We start from the raw sequence: 21,709 nt of genomic DNA, 5'->3' as shown, positions 1-21,709 counted from the left end.
AGGAATGAGCCATGTTTTACGTTCAGCGCGATGCAGGTGGAGTGCTTGTTCGGGTAGAGGCGACGTCGTTTGCCGAAGCGACCGGGCAACTACCCGCCGACGATCATGAAATCCAGGCCTGGTTTGCCAACGAAGTGGTGGAAAAGAGTCTGAATCAACTGAAGTTGAGCGACATGGAGATGATCCGTGTACTCGACGACTTGATTCAGGTGCTGACCAGCAAAGGCATCCTCAACGTCACTGATCTGCCTGCCGCCGCGCAGGCAAAGTTGATGGACCGTAATCAGGCCCGTGAAACACTGGGCGGCCTGAGCGACCTGATCAACGATGATGAAACGCGGCTGATTTAACCCTGTCCCTGGTTAAACCCTTAACCCTTGGTTTCCTTGATCGTTCCAACGCTCCGCGTGGGAATGCCTGGCAAGACGCTCTGCGTCCACAGTGACGCGGAGCGTCAATCCCTGCGTCACCACGCGAAGCGCGGGAACGATCTACAGATGTAGGAGCGCGCTTGCCCGCGATCTGCCGGGAACCGGCAGCAAAACCAGCGAACGCGGTATGCCTGATACAACGCGGCGTCTGGATTTGCTGCCGCTGCGCGCCAGATCGCGGGCAAGCGCGCTCCTACGCCTTCGGCAGAATCAAAAGCCCCTCGGCATGTCACTGTTCTGCTTCTGCCGCAGGCCGTGGGGCGGGCCGCAATCCGGCTTCTGCCCGCAGGGCAGCAACTGTATTCATTGCGCCACCTGCGCGCCCCTCGGCGGCGTTTACCCGCAAGGTGTAGGAGCGCGCTTGCCCGCGATCTGCCGGGAACCGGCAGCAAACCCAGAGAATGCGGTTTACCTGATGTAACGCGGCGTCTGGACTTTGATCGCTCCAACGCTCCGCGTGGGAATGCCTGGCAAGACGCTCTGCGTCCACAGTGACGCGGAGCGTCAATCCCTGCGTTACCACGCAGAGCGCGGGAACGATCAAAACCGTAGGAGCGTGGCTTGTCCCGCGATCTGCTGCGCAGCAGCAGTAAAACCATGCGCCTTGGCAGTGTCAGGTGAACCGCACTCACCAGATTTACTGCCGCTTCGCGTCAGATCGCGGGACGAGCCACGCTCCTACAGCTTTAGCGAACTGCTGATGACTTCCACGGCGCCGGCTCGCCGATCAACTGCCCCTGCACCCCTTCAATGCCCATCTCGGCAATCACCTGACGTTCGCCCTCGGTTTCCACACGTTCGGCGATCAGTGGCAGGTCGATACTGTGCGCCGCACGCTGCACCGCTTCGATGAACAGGCGCTTGTGGCTTTCTTCGTCGATGGCCCGGATATAGCTGCCGTCGATCTTCAGGTAGGCCAGGCCCAGATGCGCCAGGTTGCCGATCATGCTGAAACGCCCGCCGAACCGTTGCAGCGCCAGCGTAAAGCCGGCCTCTTGCAAACGACGGGTCAACTTTTCCAGCACCGCCTGCTCAGGCAACTGTTCCTCTCCGATTTCGAAGGTCAAACGACCCGCCAGCTTCGGATGCTGACGCAGGGCGTCGAACACCTGATTCAACGCGACCGCATCGTTCAGTGTCGCCGCGGACAGGTTGAAGGCCAGCGATTGATCGTGGGTCTGCAGGTGCGCCAATACCTGTTTGAGCATCAGCAGATCCAGCCGGCTCGACCAGCCAAAGCGCTCGATCCAGCGCAGAAAGCGCCCCGCCGCAATGGCCTCGCCCTGCTCATTGACCAGTCGCGACAGCACCTTGTAATGCAGCACCCGTCCGGTATTGCCAGTTTCGACCACCGGCTGGAAGAACAGCTCGAAGCCGCCGGTGGTCAACGCATGATCCAGCACCCGACGCCAGGTGTGCTCATCGTCACCGGTGCTCTTGACCGCGCCATCCTCCACGCAACTCCAGGTCTGTTCGCCTTGGGTTTCGGCCAGGGAAAGCGCCTGATCCGCGAGGCCCAGCAAGCTCAGCGGGGCATCGCCCGGGGCGTAAGGCGCCAAGCCCATGTGAGCGACAGGTGACACGTCGCAAGCGCCCGTTTCGCCCAATGCGCGCAGCGCCTGTTCCAGATCGCGCGCCAACTCGAGCGCTTCATCACGATCCATTCCCGGCGCCAGCACCGCGAACTCACCACCGCGTGAGCGACTAATAAGGTTGCGGGTTTCAGGGTATTTATCGCAATGCTTGAGCAGCAGTTGCGCAACAGCGATCAACAACGCATCGGTACGCTTGCCGCCCAGACGCAGGTTCAACCCCGCCAGGTCCTGCACACGCAACAGCAACAGGTAACCGGATCGCTCCTCTTCCTGATGACTCACATGCGCCTTAAGCTGCATGTCGAAATAACGGCGGTTGGACAACCCGGTCAGGCTGTCGTGGTACGAATCACGACGCAACTTTTCGCTGCGCTCGGTGCTTTCCTGAAACAACGCCTTGAGCTTCTCGACCATCTGGTTCATCGCCTGAACGACCCGACGCAGCTCCGGCGTGCGTGGCAGTTCGGTGATGGTGGTGAACTCCCGGCGACCGATGGCATGAGACTGCGCCACCATGTCATCGAGCGGCTGCAACCGACGCTTGAGCAGCAAGGCGCCCAGGACCGCACTCACCACGCCACACGCCAGCAACCAGCCGAGACTGCCCAGCGCGCTCTGCCACAACTTCGCCAGCGCGAACATCGGATGGCTCACCACCTCGACCCGCGCGGTCTGCTGCCAGCCCTTGCTCACAATAGCCTCGCCGCCTGCTGGCTCCAGCCCGATCGCGTTGATGAACCACTGCGGCACGCCCTGATTGTCCGGCGTCGCACTGCGCTCCACGATCACCGCATCGGAGGCCAGGTCCACCACACGGATGCTGGCGTAGTAACCGCTGTCGAAGATCGACGTCACCATCAGCTCAACCATCGCCGGGTCGTCGATGTTGGCGGTCAGCGACAACGCCAGCGACGTCGCGGCATCCTGGGCATGGGAGCGCAACTGGTTCACGTACTGCGCACGCGAGCTTTCCAGACTGACAACAAAGCTGCCCGCAAACGCGACCACCAGAAACAGACAGATAGCGATCAACAGCTGTTTGAACAGAGACATCAGTACTCCTAATTCGCAGGCTCGGCCGGGAAGCCTTCGGCGTTCATTTTCTTCAGCACGTCCAGCCACCGGGACAGACGCTTGGTATCGCCCACTTTTTTATTGCCTTGCGCACCCGGCAGCCACAGGCCTTCAGCGTTGAAGGCATACACCGGCAACAGATCCTGTCGCTCGCTGGCGGGTTTGATTTCATTGATAAGGCTGTCGAGGACCAACGGCATCGCGTTCGGGCTCGAATAATAGGTCAGCACCATGTGCGCCCGGTTCAGGCGCAGTGCCTTGACGTACGTGATCAGCAGCTTCTCGCTGGGAACGCCCAGACGGCGCAGGCTGAAATACTTGGCGATGGCGTAGTCTTCACAATCGCCTGCGCCCTTGATCAGCGATTCGATCGGCGTCGCCCAATAATCGACCTCGTGCCACAGGTCGATGTCTTCCTCATAGCGCATCTGCTTGTTGAAGAACTGGTTCACCACCGTCAGCTTGTCCAGCTCGCTGATCTGCTTCTCGGTCGAAAGCAGATTCTGCCACGCATCAATGCGCTGCTTCCCCGCCCCCAACGGCCCATACAGCGCCTCGGCCCGACGACTGATCAGGGAAAAGTCCCAATCGGCATTCAGATAGCTCGCACACGCCGTGCACGTCAGTGCAAGCGCCAGAAGCAACCAAAAACCAGGGCGCTTGTGAGCTGAACGTACTGCCAATTCGTCTAGTCCATCAGGCAAACGGATAACCGGAAAGCGATGGTGACGGGTTGGAAGGGGAAAGACAATGGCGTGATGAGATCACTGAGCGCTTATTACCCGCTAAACGGGCTTGCGTTTAATGACCATGTAGTCAAAATGCCAGCCGTTAATTTTTATCAACTCCGCGAGTAACAAACTGAAGGCTGACGCAAGGTAGTCCGGAGGTTAAAATGTCGCGTTTTTACCAGCGAAGATTCTCTTGAAAACCCAGCTTACGGAAAAGGACCGAGGTGACGGCGCAGACCTCAGCTGGAAGGGCTGGCCGTAGCAAATGTCGTCACCCACAATCAGCCAGCTCGGATCTTTGCGGATGAACGTTTCACGGATGATGAATACTTGCGCGAAGCCGTCCGGGCCCTTCCGATCGGCATGAGTCAGCTGACGTGGTGGCTAACCTCCCCTCGCAGTTTGCGAAAACAAGGCAAAACTTCCGGCGTGGAGATCATCAGGATCTCACGCATCCCCGTCAGCACCAGCACCGAGAGCAAATAAGATCATCGGTTTATGTAAATTGGCAGCATTTGCTTGGAGACGCCAAGCGCAAACGCGGGCCAGAACGATGCCCTTGCGATTGGCCGTGTTCATTTGTTCAGAGCTTCCATAAGCATTCGGGTCACACCACTTTGCCAGTCCGGCAAGTGTAAAGAGAAAGAATCGCGGAGCTTTTCCGTAGCAAGACGCGAATTCAACGGCCTGCTGGCAGGCGTCGGGTATGCCGTCGTCGCAATAGGGTTGATCGCGTTCACCGCCAGCTGTTCACCGTTTGAGCGTGCAAACTCAATCACAAATGTCGCGTAGGCATGCCAAGAGGTTTCGCCTGCGGGTGCAAGATGGTAAATCCCGCACAGCTCAGGATTTACCAACGCCTTCTGCAGAGCAGCTACAGCGATATCGGCCAAAAGATCAGCACCTGTAGGCACCCCGATCTGATCGGCAATGACATTCAGCGTCTCGCGGTCCTTTGCCAGCCGGAGCATGGTCTTGGCGAAATTATTTCCGCGTGCCGCATAGACCCAGCTGGTACGGAAGATCAGATGCTTGCATCCGGACGCAAGGATCAGTTGCTCGCCTTCCAGCTTGGTTGCGCCGTAGTAATTCACCGGGGCAACGGCGTCGGTTTCTTTCCAGGGCTCGGTGCCAGTGCCGTCGAACACGTAGTCGGTGGAGTAATGCACGAGCAGAGCATCAAGGCGTTTGGCCTCTTCAGCCATCACCTGACTCGCCAGCGCATTGACCGTGTGCGCAAGCTCGCGCTCCGTCTCGGCCTTGTCGACGGCGGTGTAGGCTGCCGCATTGACGATGACGTCCGGGGCAACACGACGAATGGTTTCACGCAGTGCAGCCAGATCCGACAGATCGCCAGCAAGCGGGCCATAAGCCGTCGGGGCGACGTGACGATCCAGGGCGATGACCTCACCGAGCACGTTCAGCGCGCGTTGCAGCTCCCAGCCCACCTGGCCGTTTTTGCCCAGCAGGAGAATCTTCATGCCGTGTTTGCGCGCGCTGAGTAGTTCTTGTCGATCCATCATTGCTAGCTCCTGCTCTTCACGTGTAAGTCATAACGCTTCGATCAAGTGACTTGTGAACAAAAAGACCATCCAACAAGCGGCCCTTTTTACCTGCTTTTTTAGCATTAAGGCTTACGCTTCCTCGGCCCCGTATTGAAAGCCGGCACTTTCCTCACAGGCTTCGCAGCTGGCGCTTCAGCCACGGTTTCTCCGCTTTCGACCCATTTGCCCAGGTTGCGTTTACCGCCACCGCCGCTGACTTTCGGTTTCTTCGGCTTTTTCGGTTTCTTGAGGATCTGGCCGGTTGCGTCGGTCGCCGGGACGCGGTGTTCGGGGATGAAGTCGGGTTCTTCACGGCGCTGGAGGGTCTGACGCGTGAGCACTTCGATGGCGCTGAGCAGTTCGACTTCGTCAGCGCACACCAGCGAAATCGCTTCGCCGGTCTGGCCCGCACGACCGGTACGGCCAATGCGGTGGATGTAGTCTTCGGCGACGATTGGCAGGTCGAGGTTGACCACGGTCGGCAGGTCGTCGATGTCCAGACCGCGCGCGGCCACGTCGGTGGCGACGAGGATCTGCACTTCACCGGCCTTGAAACGATCAAGCGCGCGCTGGCGTGTCGCTTGCGGTTTGTCGCCGTGGATGCCGTCGGCGTTGATGCTCAGGCCTTGCAGGCGTTCGACCAGCTGATCGACGCCCACGCGGGTCTTGGCGAACACCAACACCTGGCTCCAGCGCTGTTTTTTCAGCAAGTGAATGAACAGCTCGCTTTTGCGCTTCTTGTCGACGGTCACGACCCATTGCTTGACCGAGGACGCCGCCACGTTGCGCGGGCTGACTTCGATGCTCAGCGGGTTGTCGAGCATCTGCCCGGCCAGCGCGCGGATCGAGTCGGAGAAGGTTGCGGAGAACAGCAGGGTCTGCCGACGCTTGGGCAGCGCGGCATAAATATCGCGCAGCTCTTCGGAGAAGCCGAGGTCGAGCATGCGGTCCGCTTCGTCGAGGATCAGGGTTTGAACCTGAGAGAACTTCACCGCGTTCTGGCGATACAGGTCGAGCAGACGTCCCGGCGTTGCCACCAGGACGTCGACGCCGCGGCGCAGCTTCATCATCTGCGGGTTGATGCTCACGCCGCCGTAGACCGCATAGGTCGTCAGCGGGAGGTGTTCGGCGTACTGGCGGATCGCTTCGTGAACCTGCTCGGCCAGCTCGCGGGTCGGCACCAGCACCAGCGCGCGCACGGAGTTGGCAGCGACTTTCGGGCCTTCCATGGTCAGGCGTTGCAGCAGCGGCAAGGCGAAGCCTGCGGTCTTGCCGGTGCCAGTCTGTGCGGCCGCCATCAGGTCGCGGCCTTCCAGCACCGGCGGAATCGCCTTGGCCTGAACGGGGGTAGGCGTCTGGTAGCCAAGCGCTTCAAGCGCGCGCAGCAAGGGTTCGATCAGGCCGAGAGAGGCGAATGTCATGTGTATACCGTTGGAAAAGGGTCGTGCGTTGCGCAATGGCGCGCAGTTTACCCGGTTTGCACCGGGTTCTGCTTGCGCCACTGTGGCAAGCCGATCAACACCACGGCGCTGATGATCACGGCCATCGCCGCCGCCTCGGCCGGGCCGATGTGCTCGTCGGCGAACAGCATGCCCAACAGAACGGCAACCGCCGGGTTGACGTAGGCGTAACTGGTGGCCGCGGCGGGCCGCACGTTCTTCAGCAAGTACATATAAGAGCTGAACGCGACGATGGAGCCGAACACCACGAGATACGCCATCACCAGCCAGCCGGACATGCCGGGCGACTGGGTCATGCGCTCGCCGCTGACGTAGCTGCCGATCAGCATCATGGCCCCGGCAACCAACATTTCGCAGGCGCTGGCCATGGGCCCGGCCGGCAACGGCAGATAGCGACTCCACACCGAACCGAAGGACCACGTGGCGGCCGCGAAAATCACCAGAGCCGCGCCCATCGGGCTGGCTTGCAGGTTCGATCCCAGGTTGAGCAGCGCGATACCGATCAGACCCAGCACGATCCCCGCCCATTCCAGCCGTGTGTTGCGATGACCCCAGATCAGGCCAAACAGCAACGTGAACAACGGCACCACGGCCACCGCCAAGGCCGCGACACCGGAGGCGACCCCGGCATGTTCGGCCAGGGTCACGGCGCCATTGCCGCAGGCCAACAACAGGAAACCGATCATCGCGGCCGCCTTCCATTGCTGCCAGGTCGGCATCGGCGCACCGCGCCAGCGCATGAACGCGAACAAGATCGACCCGGCAATCGTGAAGCGAACACCGGCCATCATCAGCGGTGGCCAGGTTTCGATACCGATGCGAATGGCCAGGTACGTTGACCCCCAGATCACGTAAAGCGCGAAAAAGGCGCCGATGAGGAGCAAGGGAAAACGGCGGGAAGCAGGCATGAGGGGCTCGAGGGCTAAGAATTTATTATTGGAATGATTCTAAAAATGTCGGCCCGGACAATGTCAGTAACAACTGAGGTTTATTCGACCCGTACACTTTTTACACAGCAGCAATACATCAGGCATCACGCGCCACGATGTTTGCTGATCGCTTCGGCCATTTTCTTAGCCGGGACTTTTTGCAGTGTGCACAGCAGTTGATGGGAGACACCGGCAATGCCGTGGGTATTGCGCAGTTCATGGCTCAAGTGCGCCGTCAGATTGGCCGCCATCTCGGCATCGGCCATGGCCCGGTGAGCCTTCCCTGTGTGCGGCAGGCCAGCCCAGCTCGTCAATGTGCCGAGCTTGTGATTCGGCGCGCCGGGCATCAGGCGTCGCGCCAGCAGCATTGAGCAGGCAAAGCTTTGTTCACGATTGCGTTTGATGCGTGAGAGTTCGAAATCCCAGAACTTCTGGTCGAAGGAGGCGTTGTGGGCGACCAACGGGGTCAGGCCGACGAACTCGGCGACTTCATTCATGACGCGCTCGGCCGGTGGCGCCGTGCGCAGCATGCTGTTGCTGATGCCGGTCAGCGACTCGATGAACGACGGAATACGCACGCCAGCGTTCATCAGGCTCTGATAACGCTCGACGATAACGCCCTGCTCCATGATCACCACGGCAATCTCGGTGGCCCGGCAACTGCTGCTCGGGGAGATGCCGGTGGTTTCAAAGTCGATGACGGCGATGCGTTCAAGCATGGTGTAAACCTTTCTTCAAATGACTCGATAGCCTGTAGGAGCGCTTGCCCGCGAAAAATGGAACAAACGATAGAGAGTTATCAGCCATGCCAACGATTTCGCGGGCAAGCGCGCTCCTACAGTTCGATGCTCAGCTTTTGAGCAGCAACCCGCCTTCGATCGGCACATACCGACTGGCCGCGCGGATCAGGGAATTGGCGGTCAGGCCCGGTACGCCATAGGCCACGGCTTCGACGCCGTGCTTGCTGATGATGCGCTCAAGCAACAGGTCGAAATCGCCGTCGCCGGAGGCCAGCACAACTTCGTCGACGTTCGGCGCGACGTCCATGATGTCGATGGTGATCCCCACGTCCCAGTCGCCCTTGGCCGAGCCATCGCTGCGCTGGATGTAGGGTTTGAGTTTGACGGTGAAGCCGAGATTGCGAAGGATCTGCTGGAATTGCTGCTGCTTGCTGTCGCCACGGTCGATGGCGTACGCATAAGCCTCGACGATTTGGCCGCGCTGGCTGATGTCCGCCCACAGAGCGGCATAGTTGAAGTGGCAACCATGAGCCTGACGCACGGTGTAATACAGGTTCTGTACGTCGGCGAACACCGCGATTCTTCTCACCCGAACTCCTCGATGCGCTGACAAGCGACGATGGTCCGACAGCCGGACCGGCGCTCAGTATGCCAGTTTGAGGAGGGGATTGAAGACTTCAGTATTAAATGGGGAGTACACATCAACGCAGAATTGAGCTGCGAACCAAAACCTGTGGGAGCGAATTCATTCGCGATAGGCCAGGCCCGGCAACATAACCGCGGCGCCTGGGGTATTTTTCGCGAATGAATTCGCTCCCACAGTGGTCCGCGTGCGGTCAGGCAGACCGCATGCGGTTTGAATCACAAATCAAACGTAGGAATCGTCGTCATCGCCGCCAAACAGGCCGCCGCTGTCGCCGTTGCCGTAATCGGTATCGGCAAAACCGCCTGAGTCATTCCCCCAGCCATCATTGCTGGTCACGCGTTGCTGATCGTCCCCCCAACCGCCGCTGTTGCCATTGCCGAAATCACTTTCGGCCGCCGGCTGGGCAGGCTGTTGTTCGATGATCTCGACAACTTCCTGAGGCTGGCTGTTGTGGTGGAACAGGCTGCTGATACCTTCTGCCAGCATCACACCGCCGGCCACGCCGGCTGCGGTTTTCAGCGCGCCGCCCAGGAAGCCACTGCCGATTGGCGCAGCAGGCGCCTGTTGTTGCGGCTGGGCATAGTTGCCCTGCGCAGGTGCGTTATACGGTGGAGGGCTGGCAGGGCCGCTGTCACGCCAGCCACCTGCAGAGGGCTGCGGACTGGACGGACGTGAGAACGACGAGGCGGGCTGTTGCGCCTGTGGCTCGCGAGAACCCCCGCCGAAGATGCTCGACAGAAACCCGCCACCGCCCTGAGCCGGCGCGGTCTGCGCCTTGGCACGCTGGAGTTCGGCCTGCAATTGCTGGATCTGCTCGTCGCGTTGACGGTTTTGCGCTTCCATCTGTTTGAGCGCAACTTCCTGGACCAGGATCGCCTGCGCCATGTAATAAGGTGCGGTAGGCTGCCGGGTCAGGTGCTCCTTGATCAGCGCCTCGGCCTGGGCGTCGCGGGGGGCCGAATCGGTTTCTGCTTGCTTGAGTTTGGTAAACAAGCCGTCGATCAGGGTTTGCTCTTCGCTGTTCATGGCGACCTCGTTAGATTGCCGTAGGAATTCTGTGACTGACCACAGTGTCAGACATAAACAGTAATGGGGCGTTTCAAGGGCGTTTCAATAGGATGTAAAAAAAGTTAAGAACCCTTGAAGACGTGTGTCACGTTGGCCCGCTCACCGGCTCTACGTTAAAGTGTCGGCCTGCTTTTTCCCTGTGAAGCCTTCATGAATCCTCTGACCATCATTCAAGACTCGCTGTATTTCTTCCGGCGTAATTTCGCCAGCATTCTGACGTTGTGCCTGCCGCTGGTGATCCTTGAGGCACTGACCAAACAGTTGCTGGGCAGCGCGGCGGGCGATGGATCGGCGAGCTGGCAATTGCTGATCGGCCTGCTGTTCTATCCGCTGTACACCGGCGCGCTGATTCTGTTTCTGGACGCGAAAAGCCGGGGCGAAGAACCTGCCAAGCGCAATCTGCTGGCGGCGACGCTGCGCATGTGGCCGACCTTTGCGGTGCTGACAGCCTTGAGCACCCTGCTGATCATGGCGGGCCTTTCACTGTTCATCGTTCCTGGCGTCTGGGTCATGATCAAGCTGGTGTTCTCCGAATACCTGCTGGTGCTGCGCGGCCTCGGCCCGCTGGAGGCGATGCGTGAAAGCTTCAAGATGAGCAAGGGCCACGTGGTCCGGATTCTGGTCTGCGTGCTGTTCGTCTACATTCCGCTGTCGGTGCTCGAGGGGCTGAGCTTCTACGTACTGCCCGACCAACAAAGCCCGCTGCTGTCGCTGATCGTCGACAGCGTTTCCAGCTTCCTGCAGCTGTTCATCAGTGTGGTGATGTTCCGCCTGTTCATGCTGATCGACGAGCCCGCGCAGCCGGCCTGAGGAACGCCGATGTCCCGGTTATTGCGCGCTGCCATCTGCCTTGCCCTGCTTGCCGCATTGATGGCCGGCTTGATCTACGAAGTGACCTGGCATCCCGCCCGGCATGAGCGCATGCCGGTCAGCTGCAATGCCAAAGACGCAGCGCCGCCGACGCTGGTGCCTGGCCAGGCGCTCAAGGTGATGACCTGGAACATTCAGTACCTGGCGGGCAAACGCTATGTGTTCTGGTACGACATGGCAGACGGCAGCGGCCCGGACGAACGTCCCACCCCGGAAGACATCGCCTATAACCTGGACGAAGTCGCGCGGGTGCTTCGTGACGAACAGCCGGACATCGTGCTGTTGCAGGAAGTCGATGACGGCGCCAAGAACACCGACTACGTAAACCAACTGGCGCTGCTGCAGGAGCGGGTGACGGACCTTTACCCGTGCAGCACCGAGGCGTTCTACTGGAAATCCGACTTCGTGCCGGACAGCCACATTTATGGCAGCGTCGGCACCAAGCTGGCCACGTTAAGCCGCTTTCAAATAGACAAGGCCGAACGCCTGCAACTGCCTTCGCCGGACGGCAATCTGATCGGGCGACAATTCGAACCCAAGCGTGCGCTGTTGGTGAGCTATCTGCCACTGAGCAATGGCAAGCATCTGGCGGTGGTGAATACCCATCTGGGTGATTTCAAGCCAGGCGACGACACCGTGCAGCGTCAGGTCGCGGCCACGACTCAGTTATTGAATACGTTCGAGCATGCAGGTACGCCATGGATCAGCGGTGGCGACTTCAACCTGCTGCCCCAAGGTCAGTATCAACGTCTGCCGGCCGGGCAGCGCGAGCATTACGCCCCGGACAGCGAGCTGCACACCCTGTGGGATCAGTACCCGATGATCCCGAGCAACGAAGATGTCAACGGAGACGAACCGCGCAAGTGGTACACCCGTTTCCCCAACGACCCACGCGTGAGCGGGCCTGATCGCACGCAGGATTACCTCTTCTACAGCCCGACGCTCAAGCGCATCGACGCCCAGGTTCGTCAGGCGGACACCTTGCTGATTTCCGATCACCTGCCGGTGATCGCACGGTTCCTTTTGCCTGCGGGGCAGTAGATGGCCTGTTGACGGTTGACGGCGACTGCTTTGATTCTGGCCCGAGGCCGTAGCAACTGTCTTCCTCACACCACATGTGCAGCCTCTTCTGGAGGCTTTGATGCTGCCCTCAGGGCGTAGGAGCGTGGCTTGTCCCGCGATCTGGCGCGAAGCGGCAGTAACGTCAGGCAACTCGGTGGGTCAGCTAGACCGCATCAGCCGGGTTTGCTGCCGGTTCCCGGCAGATCGCGGGGCAAGCCACGCTCCTACGCCCTCCGGGCAGACGCCGTTTTGCGGCCATATGCTTTTGATTCTGGCCGTAGGCCGCAGTCCGGCTTGCCGACGATCTGCCGGTGCCCGGCAGAAGCGGACTGAGGGTGAGACCAAGTCCCACACCCGTCGGGCGGAATCAAAAGCCGACGGCCGCCTCCGACTCTATTTCCTCGGCTTCACCCGCGCGGTCGGCTCTGCGATCAAGGGATCGTCCGGCCAGTAGTGCTTTGGATACCGACCTTTGAGATCCTTCTTCACCTCCGCATAGGTGCTGCGCCAGAAGTTGGCCAGATCCTGCGTCACCTGCACCGGGCGCCGTGCGGGAGACAGCAGGTGCAGTTTGACGATCTGTCGGCCGTTGGCGATGCGCGGGGTGTCGGACAGGCCGAACAGCTCCTGCAGCCTGACCGCCAGAATCGGCGGGTATTCGCTGTAGTCCAGACGCACTGACGAGCCGGACGGCACGCTCAAATGATGCGGGGCCTGTTCGTCCAGCCGTTGCGGCAAGGGCCAGGGCAACAGGTTGTGCAGGATCGACGACAGGTCCAGATTGCCGAAATGACTCAACCGCGTGACCTTGCCCAGATACGGCAGCAACCAATGTTCAAGCCTCTCCAGCAGCGCCGAGTTGCTGACGTCCGGCCATTCGCTGCTGCCCTGTTGCTCAAGGTCCAGATGACGCAGCAACCCTACTCGCGCCTGCCACTGACGCAACTCTGGCGTCCATGGCAAAAGCTCCAGCCCTTTGCGCCGCACCAGCGCCAGCAGCGCTTGACCCCGGGCAGAATCGTCCAGCCCTGTCAGCGGCTCGCGACTGATGATCAACTCGCCCGCCTTACGTTGCCGCTCGGCCCTGAACACGCCTTCGCGTTCGTCCCAGTCCAGCTGATCAAATGAGGTGACCTGCTCCGCCAGCACTGAATCGAACAGCGCAGGATCGAACTCGGCCGCCAGGTAAATACGTTCTTCTTTCTGCCCCTGACGACTGCCCAGGTCCGCGATCACCAACCAGGGCTCTTTCATCAGCGCATCGGGTTCCGAGAACAGCGCCGCCCGCCCGTTAGCCAGGCGGTATTCGGCGCCGCCTGCTCGACGCTGTTTCGCCACCCGGTCGGGGTACGCCAGCGCCAGCAAGGCGCCGAGCCAGCGGGGATGGTCCGGATCGGTCACGGGTGTTTTCGCGGCCCCTCTGAGATAACCGCGATACTGCCTGGACAGCTGCTTCGCCCGTTGCACGCCACCTTGCGCCCCTCGGGTTGCCCGTTCTGTCCCGGCGAGCAAGGTCAGGCGGCTGTGCAGGTCGGCGCCCGCGCCACGCAGGATGTCGCGCTCGCCCAGTAACGCGGCGACGTCGCACGCCAATGGCCCCAGACCCAGCTCCTGCCCGCGAAGCAATAAATGCCCGATGCGAGGGTGGGCGGGCAATTCCGCCATCGACTGGCCGTGCGGCGTGAGTGTGTAGTCTTCACCCGGCTTGCGGCTCAGGGCGCCAAGGCGACCGAGTAGATCCTGCGCCTGCGCATAAGCCGCTGCCGGTGGCACGTCCAGCCAGACCAACTGCGCAGGCTCAACGCCCCAGCGTGCCAGTTGCAGCGCCAGGCCCGCGAGGTCGGCTTGCAGGATTTCCGCCGCACCGTAGGCCGCGAGCTGTTCATGCTGCGCTTCAGACCACAGGCGATAACACACGCCCGGCTCCAGACGGCCTGCACGGCCAGCCCGTTGCGTCGCGCTGGCCCGGGAGATGCGCTGCGTGTCGAGTCGCGTCATGCCACTGCCCGGATCGAAACGCGGCACGCGCGCCAAGCCGGCATCGATCACGACGCGCACGCCGTCAATGGTCAAACTGGTTTCGGCGATGTTGGTCGCCAGCACCACCTTGCGTTTGCCGCTGGGCGCCGGTTCGATCGCCGCGCGCTGCGCGCTCAGGTCCAGCTCGCCATGCAGCGGGCAGAGCATGACATCGCTACGCTCGCCCAGCGCGTCGGCCAATTGCTGATTGACCCGGCGAATCTCCGCCTGCCCTGGCAGGAACACCAGCACACTGCCGGACTCATTGCCCAGCGCGTCGAGCACCGTTTGCACCACGCGCGGTTCGATGAACTCGCCCGGCTGGAAGGGACGGCCCCACTGCATCGACACCGGGAACATCCGCCCTTCGCTGCTGACCACTGGCGCGTCATCGAGCAGACTCGACAGCCGTTCACCCTCCAGCGTCGCCGACATCAGCAGAATTTTCAGCGGCTGCTCGTCCCTGAACAGCGCACGGCCGTTAAGACTCAACGCCAATGCCAGGTCGGCATCGAGACTCCGTTCGTGAAATTCGTCGAAAATCAGCAATCCGACGCCCTCAAGCGACGGGTCTTCCTGCAGGCGGCGCGTGAGAATGCCTTCGGTCACGACTTCGATGCGGGTGTTGGGCCCGACCTTGCTGTCGAGGCGAATCCGGTAACCCACGGTTTCCCCGACCTGCTCGCCCAACTCCGACGCCAGCCGCTCCGCCGCCGCCCTGGCCGCAAGGCGTCGGGGCTCGAGCATCAGGATCGTCTGCCCTGCCAGCCACGACTCGTGCAAAAGCGCGAGCGGCACGCGGGTGGTCTTGCCCGCGCCGGGTGGCGCTTCCAGGACGGCATCGTCACGGTCGGCAAGGGCCTGGCGCAACGCAGGCAGGACGGCATCAATGGGCAGAGAAATCATGAGGGCTCCTGAAACAGACCGCGATTATACGGACGCACGTCGCGGTTTGTTTACCCAGCCACAGAACCGTCTCTTCGGTTGGATAGTCTTATTGATTAGGCATTTGCCTTGTATAGTTGCGACTTCCTCTGAGGAGATCTCCATGCGCATCCCTTCCCGTTTGATCGGCGGTGTTCTGATCGCCAGCCTGCTGACCCAACTGACCGCCTGCGGCAGCATTTTCTACCCTGACCGCCGCGGTCAGATTCAAGGCAGCGGCAGAATGGACCCCGCCATCGTCGTGCTCGACGCCATCGGCCTGCTGTTCTACATCATTCCCGGCGTGATCGCCTTTGCGGTCGACTTCGCCACGGGCGCCATCTACTTGCCGAGCGGCAAGCAAGCGCAGATCGATCCGCAAAAGCTGCAGCCTGCGGTGCGCGCTGACGGCACGGTGGACAACGCCAAACTGCAAGCCATCATCCAGACTGAGCTGGGCCGTACGTTGCCACTGGACGACCCACGCTTGATCCAGCACAAAGGCAGCACCGAGCAACTCGCATCGCTGGGCCTGGTGCCGTCGGCCTGATGATTTCAATGCTGTCATTTAAGGAAGCGCCATGAGCAGTAGCCCTGAACACGCCCGGTTATTGCGTCTGGCGACGCGGGCCTCGCTGGCCGTCGCCAGTATTCTGATCGTCGCCAAGGCCGTGGCCTGGTGGCTGAGCGGCTCGGTCAGCCTGCTCGCGGGCCTGACGGATTCGCTGCTCGATGGCGCGGCCTCGTTTCTCAATCTGCTGGCTGTGCATTACGCGCTGCGTCCCGCCGATGACGACCACCGTTACGGGCACGGCAAGGCCGAAGCGTTGTCAGGCATGGCTCAGGCGCTGTTCATTGCGGTCAGCGCCTTCCTGATCGGCTTTCAGGCCATTGAACGCATTCAGCATCCGCAACCGTTGGGCGCGCCGGGCCTGGGTATTCTGGTGATGGTGCTGTCGATCGCCCTCACGGTGATGCTGCTGATGTTCCAGCACAAAGTCGTGAAGGAAACCGGCTCTGCGGCTATTCGCGCCGACTCGTTGCATTACCGCTCCGACCTGCTGCTGAATGCCAGCATCATGGTTGCGCTGGGCCTGGCGTATTTCGGCTATGACCAGCTGGATGCGTATTTCGGCCTGGTCATCGCGGTGTACATCCTGTGGAGCGCGATCTCGATTGCACGGGAAACCATCTCGGTGCTGATGGATGCCGAGCTTGATCCCAGCGTCAGCGCTCGCATGCTGGACCTGGCACAGAACGTACCGGGCGTGCTCGGCGCCCATGATCTGCGCACCCGAATCTCGGGCAATCACTGGTTCGTGCAGTTGCACCTTGAGTTGCCCGGCGAGTTGACACTCTCCGTGGCGCACGATCTGTGTGAGCAGGTTGAACGGGCGATCATGGCTGAATTCCCGAAGTCCGAAGTGCTGGTGCACGCCGACCCTCAGGAAGTGGTGAACAGGGCGAACAGTCCTGTGTTGAATTGAGTTGCGGCGCGGTGACCACTTGCTGATCTGACTGCTGACCTGTGGGTGCGAGGTTGGTCTGGGCGGCATTCCGACGGAGGCGGTGGGTCATCGACATTGATGATGAGTGACCCACCGCGTTCGTCCGAGTGCGGCCCAGACCCTCGTAAACTCGGACTGCTCCTACAGGGATTGCGGTGTTCCGAAGACTTGGGGACGACGCTGACACTGTAGGAGCGCGCTTGCCCGCGATTGCGGTATGTCAGTCGACGGCAATGCTGAATGACCCACCGCGTTCGCGGCCCTCGTAACCTCGGACTGCTCCTACAGGGATTGCGGTGATCCGAAGCTTTGCGGCATGGACACAACCTGTAGGAGTGACTTAGTCCTACTGCTGAACGCTGTACCCACGGCCCGCATAACATCCCGCCATCGCTTGCCGGTAAATGCCGACGACTTCGGGTGCGGGTTGATAGCTTGCGTTGGCCGGATCGAAGTTGCTCTGCTGCACGGCATAGCGGTAACAGTCATAACGATCCTGCTCGACCTGCTGCTGCGTCTGGCCATTGGCCGGATACGCAACCACGTCGAACGGGTCGGTGGGCTGCTGAGGCGGTTGCGGCAGGGTTTCCGGGCTGTACACCGGCTCGACGCCCTGCGGCGGTTCGGCGACCACGTATTCCTGCGTGCTTTGCTCATAGGTGTAATAGGTGCCAGCGGCGAGGAAGAACAGCGCGCTGCCTAACCAGACCTGCTGCGCATAGTCAGGCAGATAACGCACCCGAACCCCACGGGGCGGAGCGACCACGACATAACGGGGGCCTTGCGGGCGATACCAATAACCACCCGAGTAGAAGTAGTCGTTGCCGCGATAGGGCACGCGGGAATAGCCACCCGGCATACGGTCTATTTCATAACCAGGGCGATAGCGCGGTCCGCCGCCCCAACCGTCGCCATGACCACCCGGCCGACCGGCCTGCCAGTTTCCATGGGGTTGCTGGTCGCGCGGGAGGTCGCGGTAAAAACCCTGGCGCGGCTGTTCGGTCTGACGCACGGTGTCGGGCCGACTCTGGATCGGCAGATTGCCCTGGCGGTCCTGTAACTGGCGCTGCTGCAACTGCTGTTGTTGCTGGCGTTGCTGCTGCTGAAGCTGCTCCTGACGCTGCTGCTGTTGCATCTGCTGCTGTTGTTGCTGATTGCGCTCGCGCTCCTGCTGCTGACGCTGCTGATCGAAGCGCTGCTGCTGGTTCTGCTGAATCTGGCGCTGCTGGTTGAGTTGCTCCTGCTGGCGTTGCTGCTGGTACTGCTGCTGTTGCTGCTGGCGTTGTTGTTGCTGCTGTTGCTGCTGTTGTTCGCGCTGCTGATTCTGCTGGCGATCTTCATTGAAGCTGCGTTGCTGGTTCTGTTGCTGCTGACGCTGATTATCGAAGCTACGCTGCTGTTGCTGACGCTGCTCATTGTGTTGTTGCTGTTGCTGCTGATTATTATCGTCGGCCAGCACTTGAGCACTGATGCTCAAGGCCAAAAGACTGACACCTGCCAAACGCCAGATGCGCATGTTCATGCTTTCCTCACTGCGGCGCGGATACCTGTTGATAGGACTGCATTCTGGGTGCGCCGTTCGCCGCACTCTATCAGCGTGCCGGATGAAACTGTAGGCGTGCGCGTGCGCCCGATGCGATGGCTCTGTGCCGAACCGCTCGCTAGAAATCGCAGGCACAAAAAAAGAGGGCTCATGGGCCCTCTCTTGAATACTTCGTCCTGGCTCGACGCTTTTGACGCCGGCTCACCTCGCATCGTCTTCTGGACAGTGCGTAGCCCGGTGGCCTGGTCAACCCTGTTGGGCTGGAGGCCGCGGCTGGCCTGATTCGGCGGGCCGCGCTGGACGCTGTGTCCGGGCAGTGATTCTGGTTAAAAGAATAGGCTTTGACGGGCGACAGAGGATTGCTAATGTTGCTGGCGAAAACACCACTTGCGCAATTTTTCACTTCGGATGAATAATTCAGCGCAATCTATCCAATAAAGGTGTCAATCGTGAGCAAGCTCGACAGATATGACCTGAGCATTTTGGCGGAGCTGCAACGCGACGCGCGTATTTCCAATCAGGAGCTGGCCGAACGCATCGGTCTTTCTCCCTCGCCCTGTTCGCGCCGGGTTAAACAATTGGAAGACGACGGCTATATCGTGCGCCAGGTCGCCCTGCTCGATCGCAAAAAACTGGGGCTGAGCCTGACGGCGTATGTGCTGATCGGCATGGACCGACACACGCCCGACCGCTTCGAGAACTTCGAACAGCACATCCGCAACCTCCCGCAAGTGCTGGAGTGCAGTCTGGTCACCGGCATCGATGCCGACTATCAGCTGAAGGTCGTGGTGCCGGACATGGATCACTATCAGAAATTTCTGCTCGGCCACCTGACCCGCATCGATGGCGTGACCAGCGTGCGCTCAAGCTTCGTGCTCAATCAAGTGCTGGCCAGCACCGAGCTGCCCTTGGTGCATCTGCGCAGCTGACGCGCAACCCGACAGACCTATAATCGCCAGTCATACCGACTCACCGGAGACGCCCGATGGAACCCGAAGTGTTCGAAGAATGGATGATGACCATTCTGGTCACCGTACTGATCGGCTTCATGTGTTTCATCGTCTGGGACCTGGCGAAGAAATCCAAAGCCGGACGCTTTGGCACGATGATCCTGTTCGGTGTCCTGGGCCTTGGGGTGTTGGCGTTCGTGATCAAGAGCGTGGTGATTGCCTACCTTGAGCAGCATGGCTGAAGTCGTTAGCGCCGACAGTCTGTTTTTTGTAGGAGCGCGCTTGCCCGCGATAGCGGAATATGAGCGACATCATCGGTAACTGACAGATGGCAATCGCGGGCAAGCGCGCTCCTACAAGGGTTCGCACCCAGCGCGGGATTTTCGGCGAATGCTGAGCCCAAGGCCTACAGTTTTGCCGGCACTTCCTTCCACTGCCCTTGATCCAGCCCCTCGATGCTCCAGTCGCCAATGCGCACACGCACCAGCCTCAACGTCGGCAACCCAACGGCCGCAGTCATTCGGCGTACCTGCCGATTACGCCCTTCCTTGATGATCAACTCCAGCCAGCTAGTCGGCACGCTCTTGCGAAAGCGGACCGGCGGGTTGCGCGGCCACAGCTCTGGTTCATCCAGTAGTCGCGCCTGCGCCGGTAGCGTCGGGCCGTCGTTCAGTTCGACGCCGTCGCGCAGCTGTTGCAGCTGTGCTTCCGACGGCTCGCCCTCGACCTGCACCCAGTACGTTTTGGCCAGTTTGTGTTTGGGGTCGGCAATGCGCGCCTGCAACTGCCCATCGTTAGTCAGCAGCAACAGGCCTTCACTGTCGCGATCCAGCCGGCCTGCCGGGTAAATCCCGGGGATGTCGATGAAATCCTTGAGCGTGGCCCGCCCTTCTCCATCGCTGAACTGGGTCAGCACGTCGAACGGTTTGTTGAACAGAACCAATCGTGGTTCGGCGGGAGGCGCCTTGGCGACACGACGGGGTGTAGCAGAGGCATTGGGCGCGGGACGGCGCGAGGCGGGACGTTGAGTGCGAGGCATGTGGGCTCAGACTGACGGAGGTAAGCGAAAACAGAAAGGGCCACTTTAGTGGCCCTTTCGCTAAACGCCTAGCCGATTAACGGAACGGCGGCTCGTCGAAGCTGCGCAGTTTGCGCGAGTGCAACGAATTCAGCTGGGTCCGCATCAGGTCCAGCGCCGCGATGCCGATCTTCAGATGCTGGGTGACCGCGCGCTCATAGAAGGCATTTGCCGAACCCGGCAGCTTGATTTCGCTGTGCAGCGGCTTGTCCGACACGCAAAGCAGCGTCCCGTACGGCACGCGCAAACGATAACCCTGAGCGGCGATGGTGCCGCTTTCCATGTCCACGGCGACCGCGCGCGACAGGTTGATCAGCGGTCGTTCCTGAGCCCAGCGCAGCTCCCAGTTGCGGTCGTCGTAGGTCAGCACGGTGCCGGTGCGCAGGCGTTTCTTCAGGTCGTCGCCACGCTCGCCGGTAATCTGCGCCGCAGACTCCTGCAACGCCAGCTGCACTTCCGCCAGCGCGGGGATCGGGATGTTCGGCGGCAACACGCGGTCAAGAATACCGTCGCGGCGCATGTAGGCGTGGGCCAGCACGTAGTCGCCAATGGTCTGCGACTGACGCAAGCCGCCGCAGTGACCGATCATCAGCCAGCAATGCGGACGCAATACGGCCAGGTGGTCGGTGATGTTCTTGGCGTTGGACGGACCGACACCGATGTTGACCAGCGTCACGCCATGACCGTCTTCAGCAATCAGGTGATAGGCCGGCATCTGGTAGCGGTGCCAGACTACACTCGAAACGATGGCCTGAGCCTCGCCGTAATCCATGCTCTTGTCGACGACGACGTTGCCCGGCAGCACCATTTTCACGAAGCGCGGGTCGTCGCGCAGTTTCTCAAGCCCGTGAACGATGAACTGGTCGACGTAGCGGTGATAGTTGGTCAGCAGGATCCACGGCTGAACATGGCGCCAGTCGCTGCCGGTGTAATGCACCAGACGACGCAGCGAGAAGTCGACACGGGCGGCGTCGAACAGCGCCAGCGGCAGCGGATCGGTGTTGGCCCAGTCGTACAGGCCGTCAGCGATGCCGTCGGTGGCCGCGGACAGGTCGGTGCTCGGGAACACCCGCGCCAGCGTCGCGGCGGTCACGCCTGTGCCGGCCAGTTCGTCGCCCTGCTCGACCACGTAGGGGTAAGGAATGTTCTGCTCGCTGACGCCGACTTCCACCGTCACGGTGAAATCGTTCATCAGCGGCACGAGCTGTTCGATCAGGTATTTACGGAAGGCTGCCGGGTGGGTCACGGTGACGCTGTAGGTGCCTGGCAGTTGAACCTTGGCATAGGCGCGCGTGGTCAGCGGCACTTCGCCGTGACAGTGATAGGTCAGGCGTAATTCGGGGTAGCGGAACAGCTTGCGCTCAACGGCGTCGGGCTCGACGCGGTCTTTGAGATAACGCTTGAGCGCCTGGCTCAAGGCTGTGGTTGCACGTCCGTGCAGCTCGGCAAGCCGGTCCACAGCTTGCTCGGCGGTTTCTACGACAATAAAAGCTTCAGTCACGATGCGCATCCTTCTGATCTTGCAAGGCTCCATCTT

At 60.9% G+C, this 21,709-nt stretch carries 20 protein-coding genes and 1 pseudogene; 8 read left to right on the top strand and 13 right to left on the bottom strand.

Features of this window, described 5'->3' with window-relative positions; genetic code table 11:
- Window positions 1–11 precede the first annotated feature (11 nt).
- A complete protein-coding gene (locus AB4N84_RS14220; RefSeq protein ID WP_460046783.1) occupies window positions 12–350 on the top strand; it encodes a tryptophan synthase subunit beta in 339 nt (112 codons plus the stop codon).
- Between the two features lie 767 nt (window positions 351–1,117).
- On the opposite strand, the gene lapD is transcribed toward AB4N84_RS14220, so the two are convergent.
- The 9 genes and pseudogenes from lapD to AB4N84_RS14175 form a co-directional block, all read right to left on the bottom strand.
- Window positions 1,118–3,079 (bottom strand): cyclic di-GMP receptor LapD, encoded by a 1,962-nt coding sequence (lapD, locus tag AB4N84_RS14215; RefSeq protein ID WP_460046782.1) that lies wholly within the window; start codon window positions 3,077–3,079, stop codon window positions 1,118–1,120.
- An 8-nt stretch (window positions 3,080–3,087) separates the two neighbouring features.
- The gene (gene lapG / locus AB4N84_RS14210; protein ID WP_074757086.1) at window positions 3,088–3,783 is read right to left on the bottom strand and encodes a cysteine protease LapG; all 696 of its coding nucleotides are present in this window, start codon (window positions 3,781–3,783) and stop codon (window positions 3,088–3,090) included.
- A gap of 273 nt (window positions 3,784–4,056) precedes the next feature.
- Window positions 4,057–4,410: pseudogene (locus tag AB4N84_RS14205) on the bottom strand (sugar phosphate nucleotidyltransferase); the annotation flags it as partial.
- A complete protein-coding gene (gene rfbD / locus AB4N84_RS14200; RefSeq protein ID WP_460047019.1) occupies window positions 4,407–5,312 on the bottom strand; it encodes a dTDP-4-dehydrorhamnose reductase in 906 nt (301 codons plus the stop codon). The pseudogene AB4N84_RS14205 and the gene rfbD, both read right to left, overlap by 4 nt.
- A 146-nt stretch (window positions 5,313–5,458) precedes the next feature.
- A complete protein-coding gene (locus AB4N84_RS14195; RefSeq protein ID WP_460046781.1) occupies window positions 5,459–6,796 on the bottom strand; it encodes a DEAD/DEAH box helicase in 1,338 nt (445 codons plus the stop codon).
- A gap of 47 nt (window positions 6,797–6,843) precedes the next feature.
- Window positions 6,844–7,743: a drug/metabolite exporter YedA gene (yedA, locus tag AB4N84_RS14190; RefSeq protein WP_074757078.1), complete on the bottom strand. Its 900-nt coding sequence runs from the start codon at window positions 7,741–7,743 to the stop codon at window positions 6,844–6,846.
- Window positions 7,744–7,868: 125 nt separating this feature from the next.
- Window positions 7,869–8,483, bottom strand: coding sequence for a 3'-5' exonuclease (locus AB4N84_RS14185; RefSeq protein WP_074757076.1), 615 nt, complete (start codon window positions 8,481–8,483; stop codon window positions 7,869–7,871).
- A 130-nt stretch (window positions 8,484–8,613) separates the two neighbouring features.
- Window positions 8,614–9,093, bottom strand: a complete 480-nt coding sequence (locus tag AB4N84_RS14180; protein WP_081569331.1) for an NYN domain-containing protein — start codon at window positions 9,091–9,093, stop codon at window positions 8,614–8,616.
- Between the two features lie 279 nt (window positions 9,094–9,372).
- Window positions 9,373–10,176 carry a DUF2076 domain-containing protein gene (locus AB4N84_RS14175; protein ID WP_460046779.1) on the bottom strand — a complete coding sequence of 268 codons (804 nt, stop codon included), beginning with the start codon at window positions 10,174–10,176 and terminating at the stop codon, window positions 9,373–9,375.
- Window positions 10,177–10,368: 192 nt separating this feature from the next.
- Here AB4N84_RS14175 and AB4N84_RS14170 point away from each other — a divergent pair, with 192 nt between their 5' ends.
- Both AB4N84_RS14170 and AB4N84_RS14165 read left to right on the top strand, forming a co-directional pair.
- Window positions 10,369–11,028 (top strand): YciC family protein, encoded by a 660-nt coding sequence (locus tag AB4N84_RS14170; protein ID WP_460046778.1) that lies wholly within the window; start codon window positions 10,369–10,371, stop codon window positions 11,026–11,028.
- Between the two features lie 9 nt (window positions 11,029–11,037).
- On the top strand, window positions 11,038–12,129 hold the full coding sequence (locus AB4N84_RS14165; protein ID WP_460046777.1) for an endonuclease/exonuclease/phosphatase family protein: 1,092 nt from the start codon (window positions 11,038–11,040) through the stop codon (window positions 12,127–12,129).
- Window positions 12,130–12,543: 414 nt separating this feature from the next.
- Here the strand turns inward: AB4N84_RS14165 and hrpB are convergent, their stop codons facing one another.
- Window positions 12,544–15,075, bottom strand: a complete 2,532-nt coding sequence (hrpB, locus tag AB4N84_RS14160) for an ATP-dependent helicase HrpB (RefSeq protein ID WP_460046775.1) — start codon at window positions 15,073–15,075, stop codon at window positions 12,544–12,546.
- Between the two features lie 142 nt (window positions 15,076–15,217).
- Here hrpB and AB4N84_RS14155 point away from each other — a divergent pair, with 142 nt between their 5' ends.
- Together AB4N84_RS14155 and AB4N84_RS14150 are read left to right on the top strand one after the other, a co-directional pair.
- On the top strand, window positions 15,218–15,643 hold the full coding sequence (locus AB4N84_RS14155; RefSeq protein WP_074757064.1) for a polyribonucleotide nucleotidyltransferase: 426 nt from the start codon (window positions 15,218–15,220) through the stop codon (window positions 15,641–15,643).
- 31 nt (window positions 15,644–15,674) lie between these two features.
- On the top strand, window positions 15,675–16,580 hold the full coding sequence (locus AB4N84_RS14150) for a cation diffusion facilitator family transporter (protein WP_074757062.1): 906 nt from the start codon (window positions 15,675–15,677) through the stop codon (window positions 16,578–16,580).
- 367 nt (window positions 16,581–16,947) lie between these two features.
- Here AB4N84_RS14150 and AB4N84_RS14145 read toward each other — a convergent pair whose 3' ends face one another.
- Complete coding sequence (locus AB4N84_RS14145; RefSeq protein ID WP_460046773.1) at window positions 16,948–17,736, bottom strand: DUF6515 family protein; 789 nt, start codon at window positions 17,734–17,736, stop codon at window positions 16,948–16,950.
- On the opposite strand from AB4N84_RS14145, the gene AB4N84_RS14140 reads away from it, so the two are divergent.
- From AB4N84_RS14140 to AB4N84_RS14130, 3 genes are all read left to right on the top strand, one after another.
- Window positions 17,686–18,426: a hypothetical protein gene (locus AB4N84_RS14140; protein ID WP_460046772.1), complete on the top strand. Its 741-nt coding sequence runs from the start codon at window positions 17,686–17,688 to the stop codon at window positions 18,424–18,426. The genes AB4N84_RS14145 and AB4N84_RS14140 overlap by 51 nt on opposite strands.
- Before the next feature lie 167 nt (window positions 18,427–18,593).
- On the top strand, window positions 18,594–19,073 hold the full coding sequence (locus AB4N84_RS14135; RefSeq protein ID WP_274135417.1) for an Lrp/AsnC family transcriptional regulator: 480 nt from the start codon (window positions 18,594–18,596) through the stop codon (window positions 19,071–19,073).
- Window positions 19,074–19,129: 56 nt separating this feature from the next.
- Complete coding sequence (locus tag AB4N84_RS14130; protein WP_074757056.1) at window positions 19,130–19,336, top strand: DUF2788 domain-containing protein; 207 nt, start codon at window positions 19,130–19,132, stop codon at window positions 19,334–19,336.
- A gap of 164 nt (window positions 19,337–19,500) precedes the next feature.
- Here the strand turns inward: AB4N84_RS14130 and AB4N84_RS14125 are convergent, their stop codons facing one another.
- Together AB4N84_RS14125 and amn are read right to left on the bottom strand one after the other, a co-directional pair.
- Window positions 19,501–20,133: a pseudouridine synthase gene (locus tag AB4N84_RS14125; RefSeq protein ID WP_460046771.1), complete on the bottom strand. Its 633-nt coding sequence runs from the start codon at window positions 20,131–20,133 to the stop codon at window positions 19,501–19,503.
- 76 nt (window positions 20,134–20,209) lie between these two features.
- Window positions 20,210–21,682 carry an AMP nucleosidase gene (amn, locus tag AB4N84_RS14120; RefSeq protein WP_167362105.1) on the bottom strand — a complete coding sequence of 491 codons (1,473 nt, stop codon included), beginning with the start codon at window positions 21,680–21,682 and terminating at the stop codon, window positions 20,210–20,212.
- Window positions 21,683–21,709 lie beyond the last annotated feature (27 nt).

This window comes from Pseudomonas sp. S2_H01 (assembly GCF_054668305.1).
Note: the sequence above shows the minus strand (reverse complement) of the source record. Positions and strands in the feature narration are given on the sequence as shown.

Bases quoted from the DNA above. Each gene is read 5' to 3' on its own strand.
- AB4N84_RS14130 (WP_074757056.1), top strand. From the start codon at position 19,130: ATGGAACCCGAAGTGTTCGAAGAATGGATGATGACCATTCTGGTCACC.
- hrpB (WP_460046775.1), bottom strand. From the start codon at position 15,075: ATGATTTCTCTGCCCATTGATGCCGTCCTGCCTGCGTTGCGCCAGGCC.
- AB4N84_RS14220 (WP_460046783.1), top strand. From the start codon at position 12: ATGTTTTACGTTCAGCGCGATGCAGGTGGAGTGCTTGTTCGGGTAGAG.
- AB4N84_RS14195 (WP_460046781.1), bottom strand. From the start codon at position 6,796: ATGACATTCGCCTCTCTCGGCCTGATCGAACCCTTGCTGCGCGCGCTT.
- amn (WP_167362105.1), bottom strand. From the start codon at position 21,682: ATGCGCATCGTGACTGAAGCTTTTATTGTCGTAGAAACCGCCGAGCAA.
- AB4N84_RS14150 (WP_074757062.1), top strand. From the start codon at position 15,675: ATGAGCAGTAGCCCTGAACACGCCCGGTTATTGCGTCTGGCGACGCGG.
- AB4N84_RS14155 (WP_074757064.1), top strand. From the start codon at position 15,218: ATGCGCATCCCTTCCCGTTTGATCGGCGGTGTTCTGATCGCCAGCCTG.
- AB4N84_RS14185 (WP_074757076.1), bottom strand. From the start codon at position 8,483: ATGCTTGAACGCATCGCCGTCATCGACTTTGAAACCACCGGCATCTCC.
- AB4N84_RS14170 (WP_460046778.1), top strand. From the start codon at position 10,369: ATGAATCCTCTGACCATCATTCAAGACTCGCTGTATTTCTTCCGGCGT.
- rfbD (WP_460047019.1), bottom strand. From the start codon at position 5,312: ATGAAGATTCTCCTGCTGGGCAAAAACGGCCAGGTGGGCTGGGAGCTG.
- AB4N84_RS14125 (WP_460046771.1), bottom strand. From the start codon at position 20,133: ATGCCTCGCACTCAACGTCCCGCCTCGCGCCGTCCCGCGCCCAATGCC.
- AB4N84_RS14145 (WP_460046773.1), bottom strand. From the start codon at position 17,736: ATGCAACAGCAGCAGCGTCAGGAGCAGCTTCAGCAGCAGCAACGCCAG.
- lapD (WP_460046782.1), bottom strand. From the start codon at position 3,079: ATGTCTCTGTTCAAACAGCTGTTGATCGCTATCTGTCTGTTTCTGGTG.
- yedA (WP_074757078.1), bottom strand. From the start codon at position 7,743: ATGCCTGCTTCCCGCCGTTTTCCCTTGCTCCTCATCGGCGCCTTTTTC.
- AB4N84_RS14175 (WP_460046779.1), bottom strand. From the start codon at position 10,176: ATGAACAGCGAAGAGCAAACCCTGATCGACGGCTTGTTTACCAAACTC.
- AB4N84_RS14165 (WP_460046777.1), top strand. From the start codon at position 11,038: ATGTCCCGGTTATTGCGCGCTGCCATCTGCCTTGCCCTGCTTGCCGCA.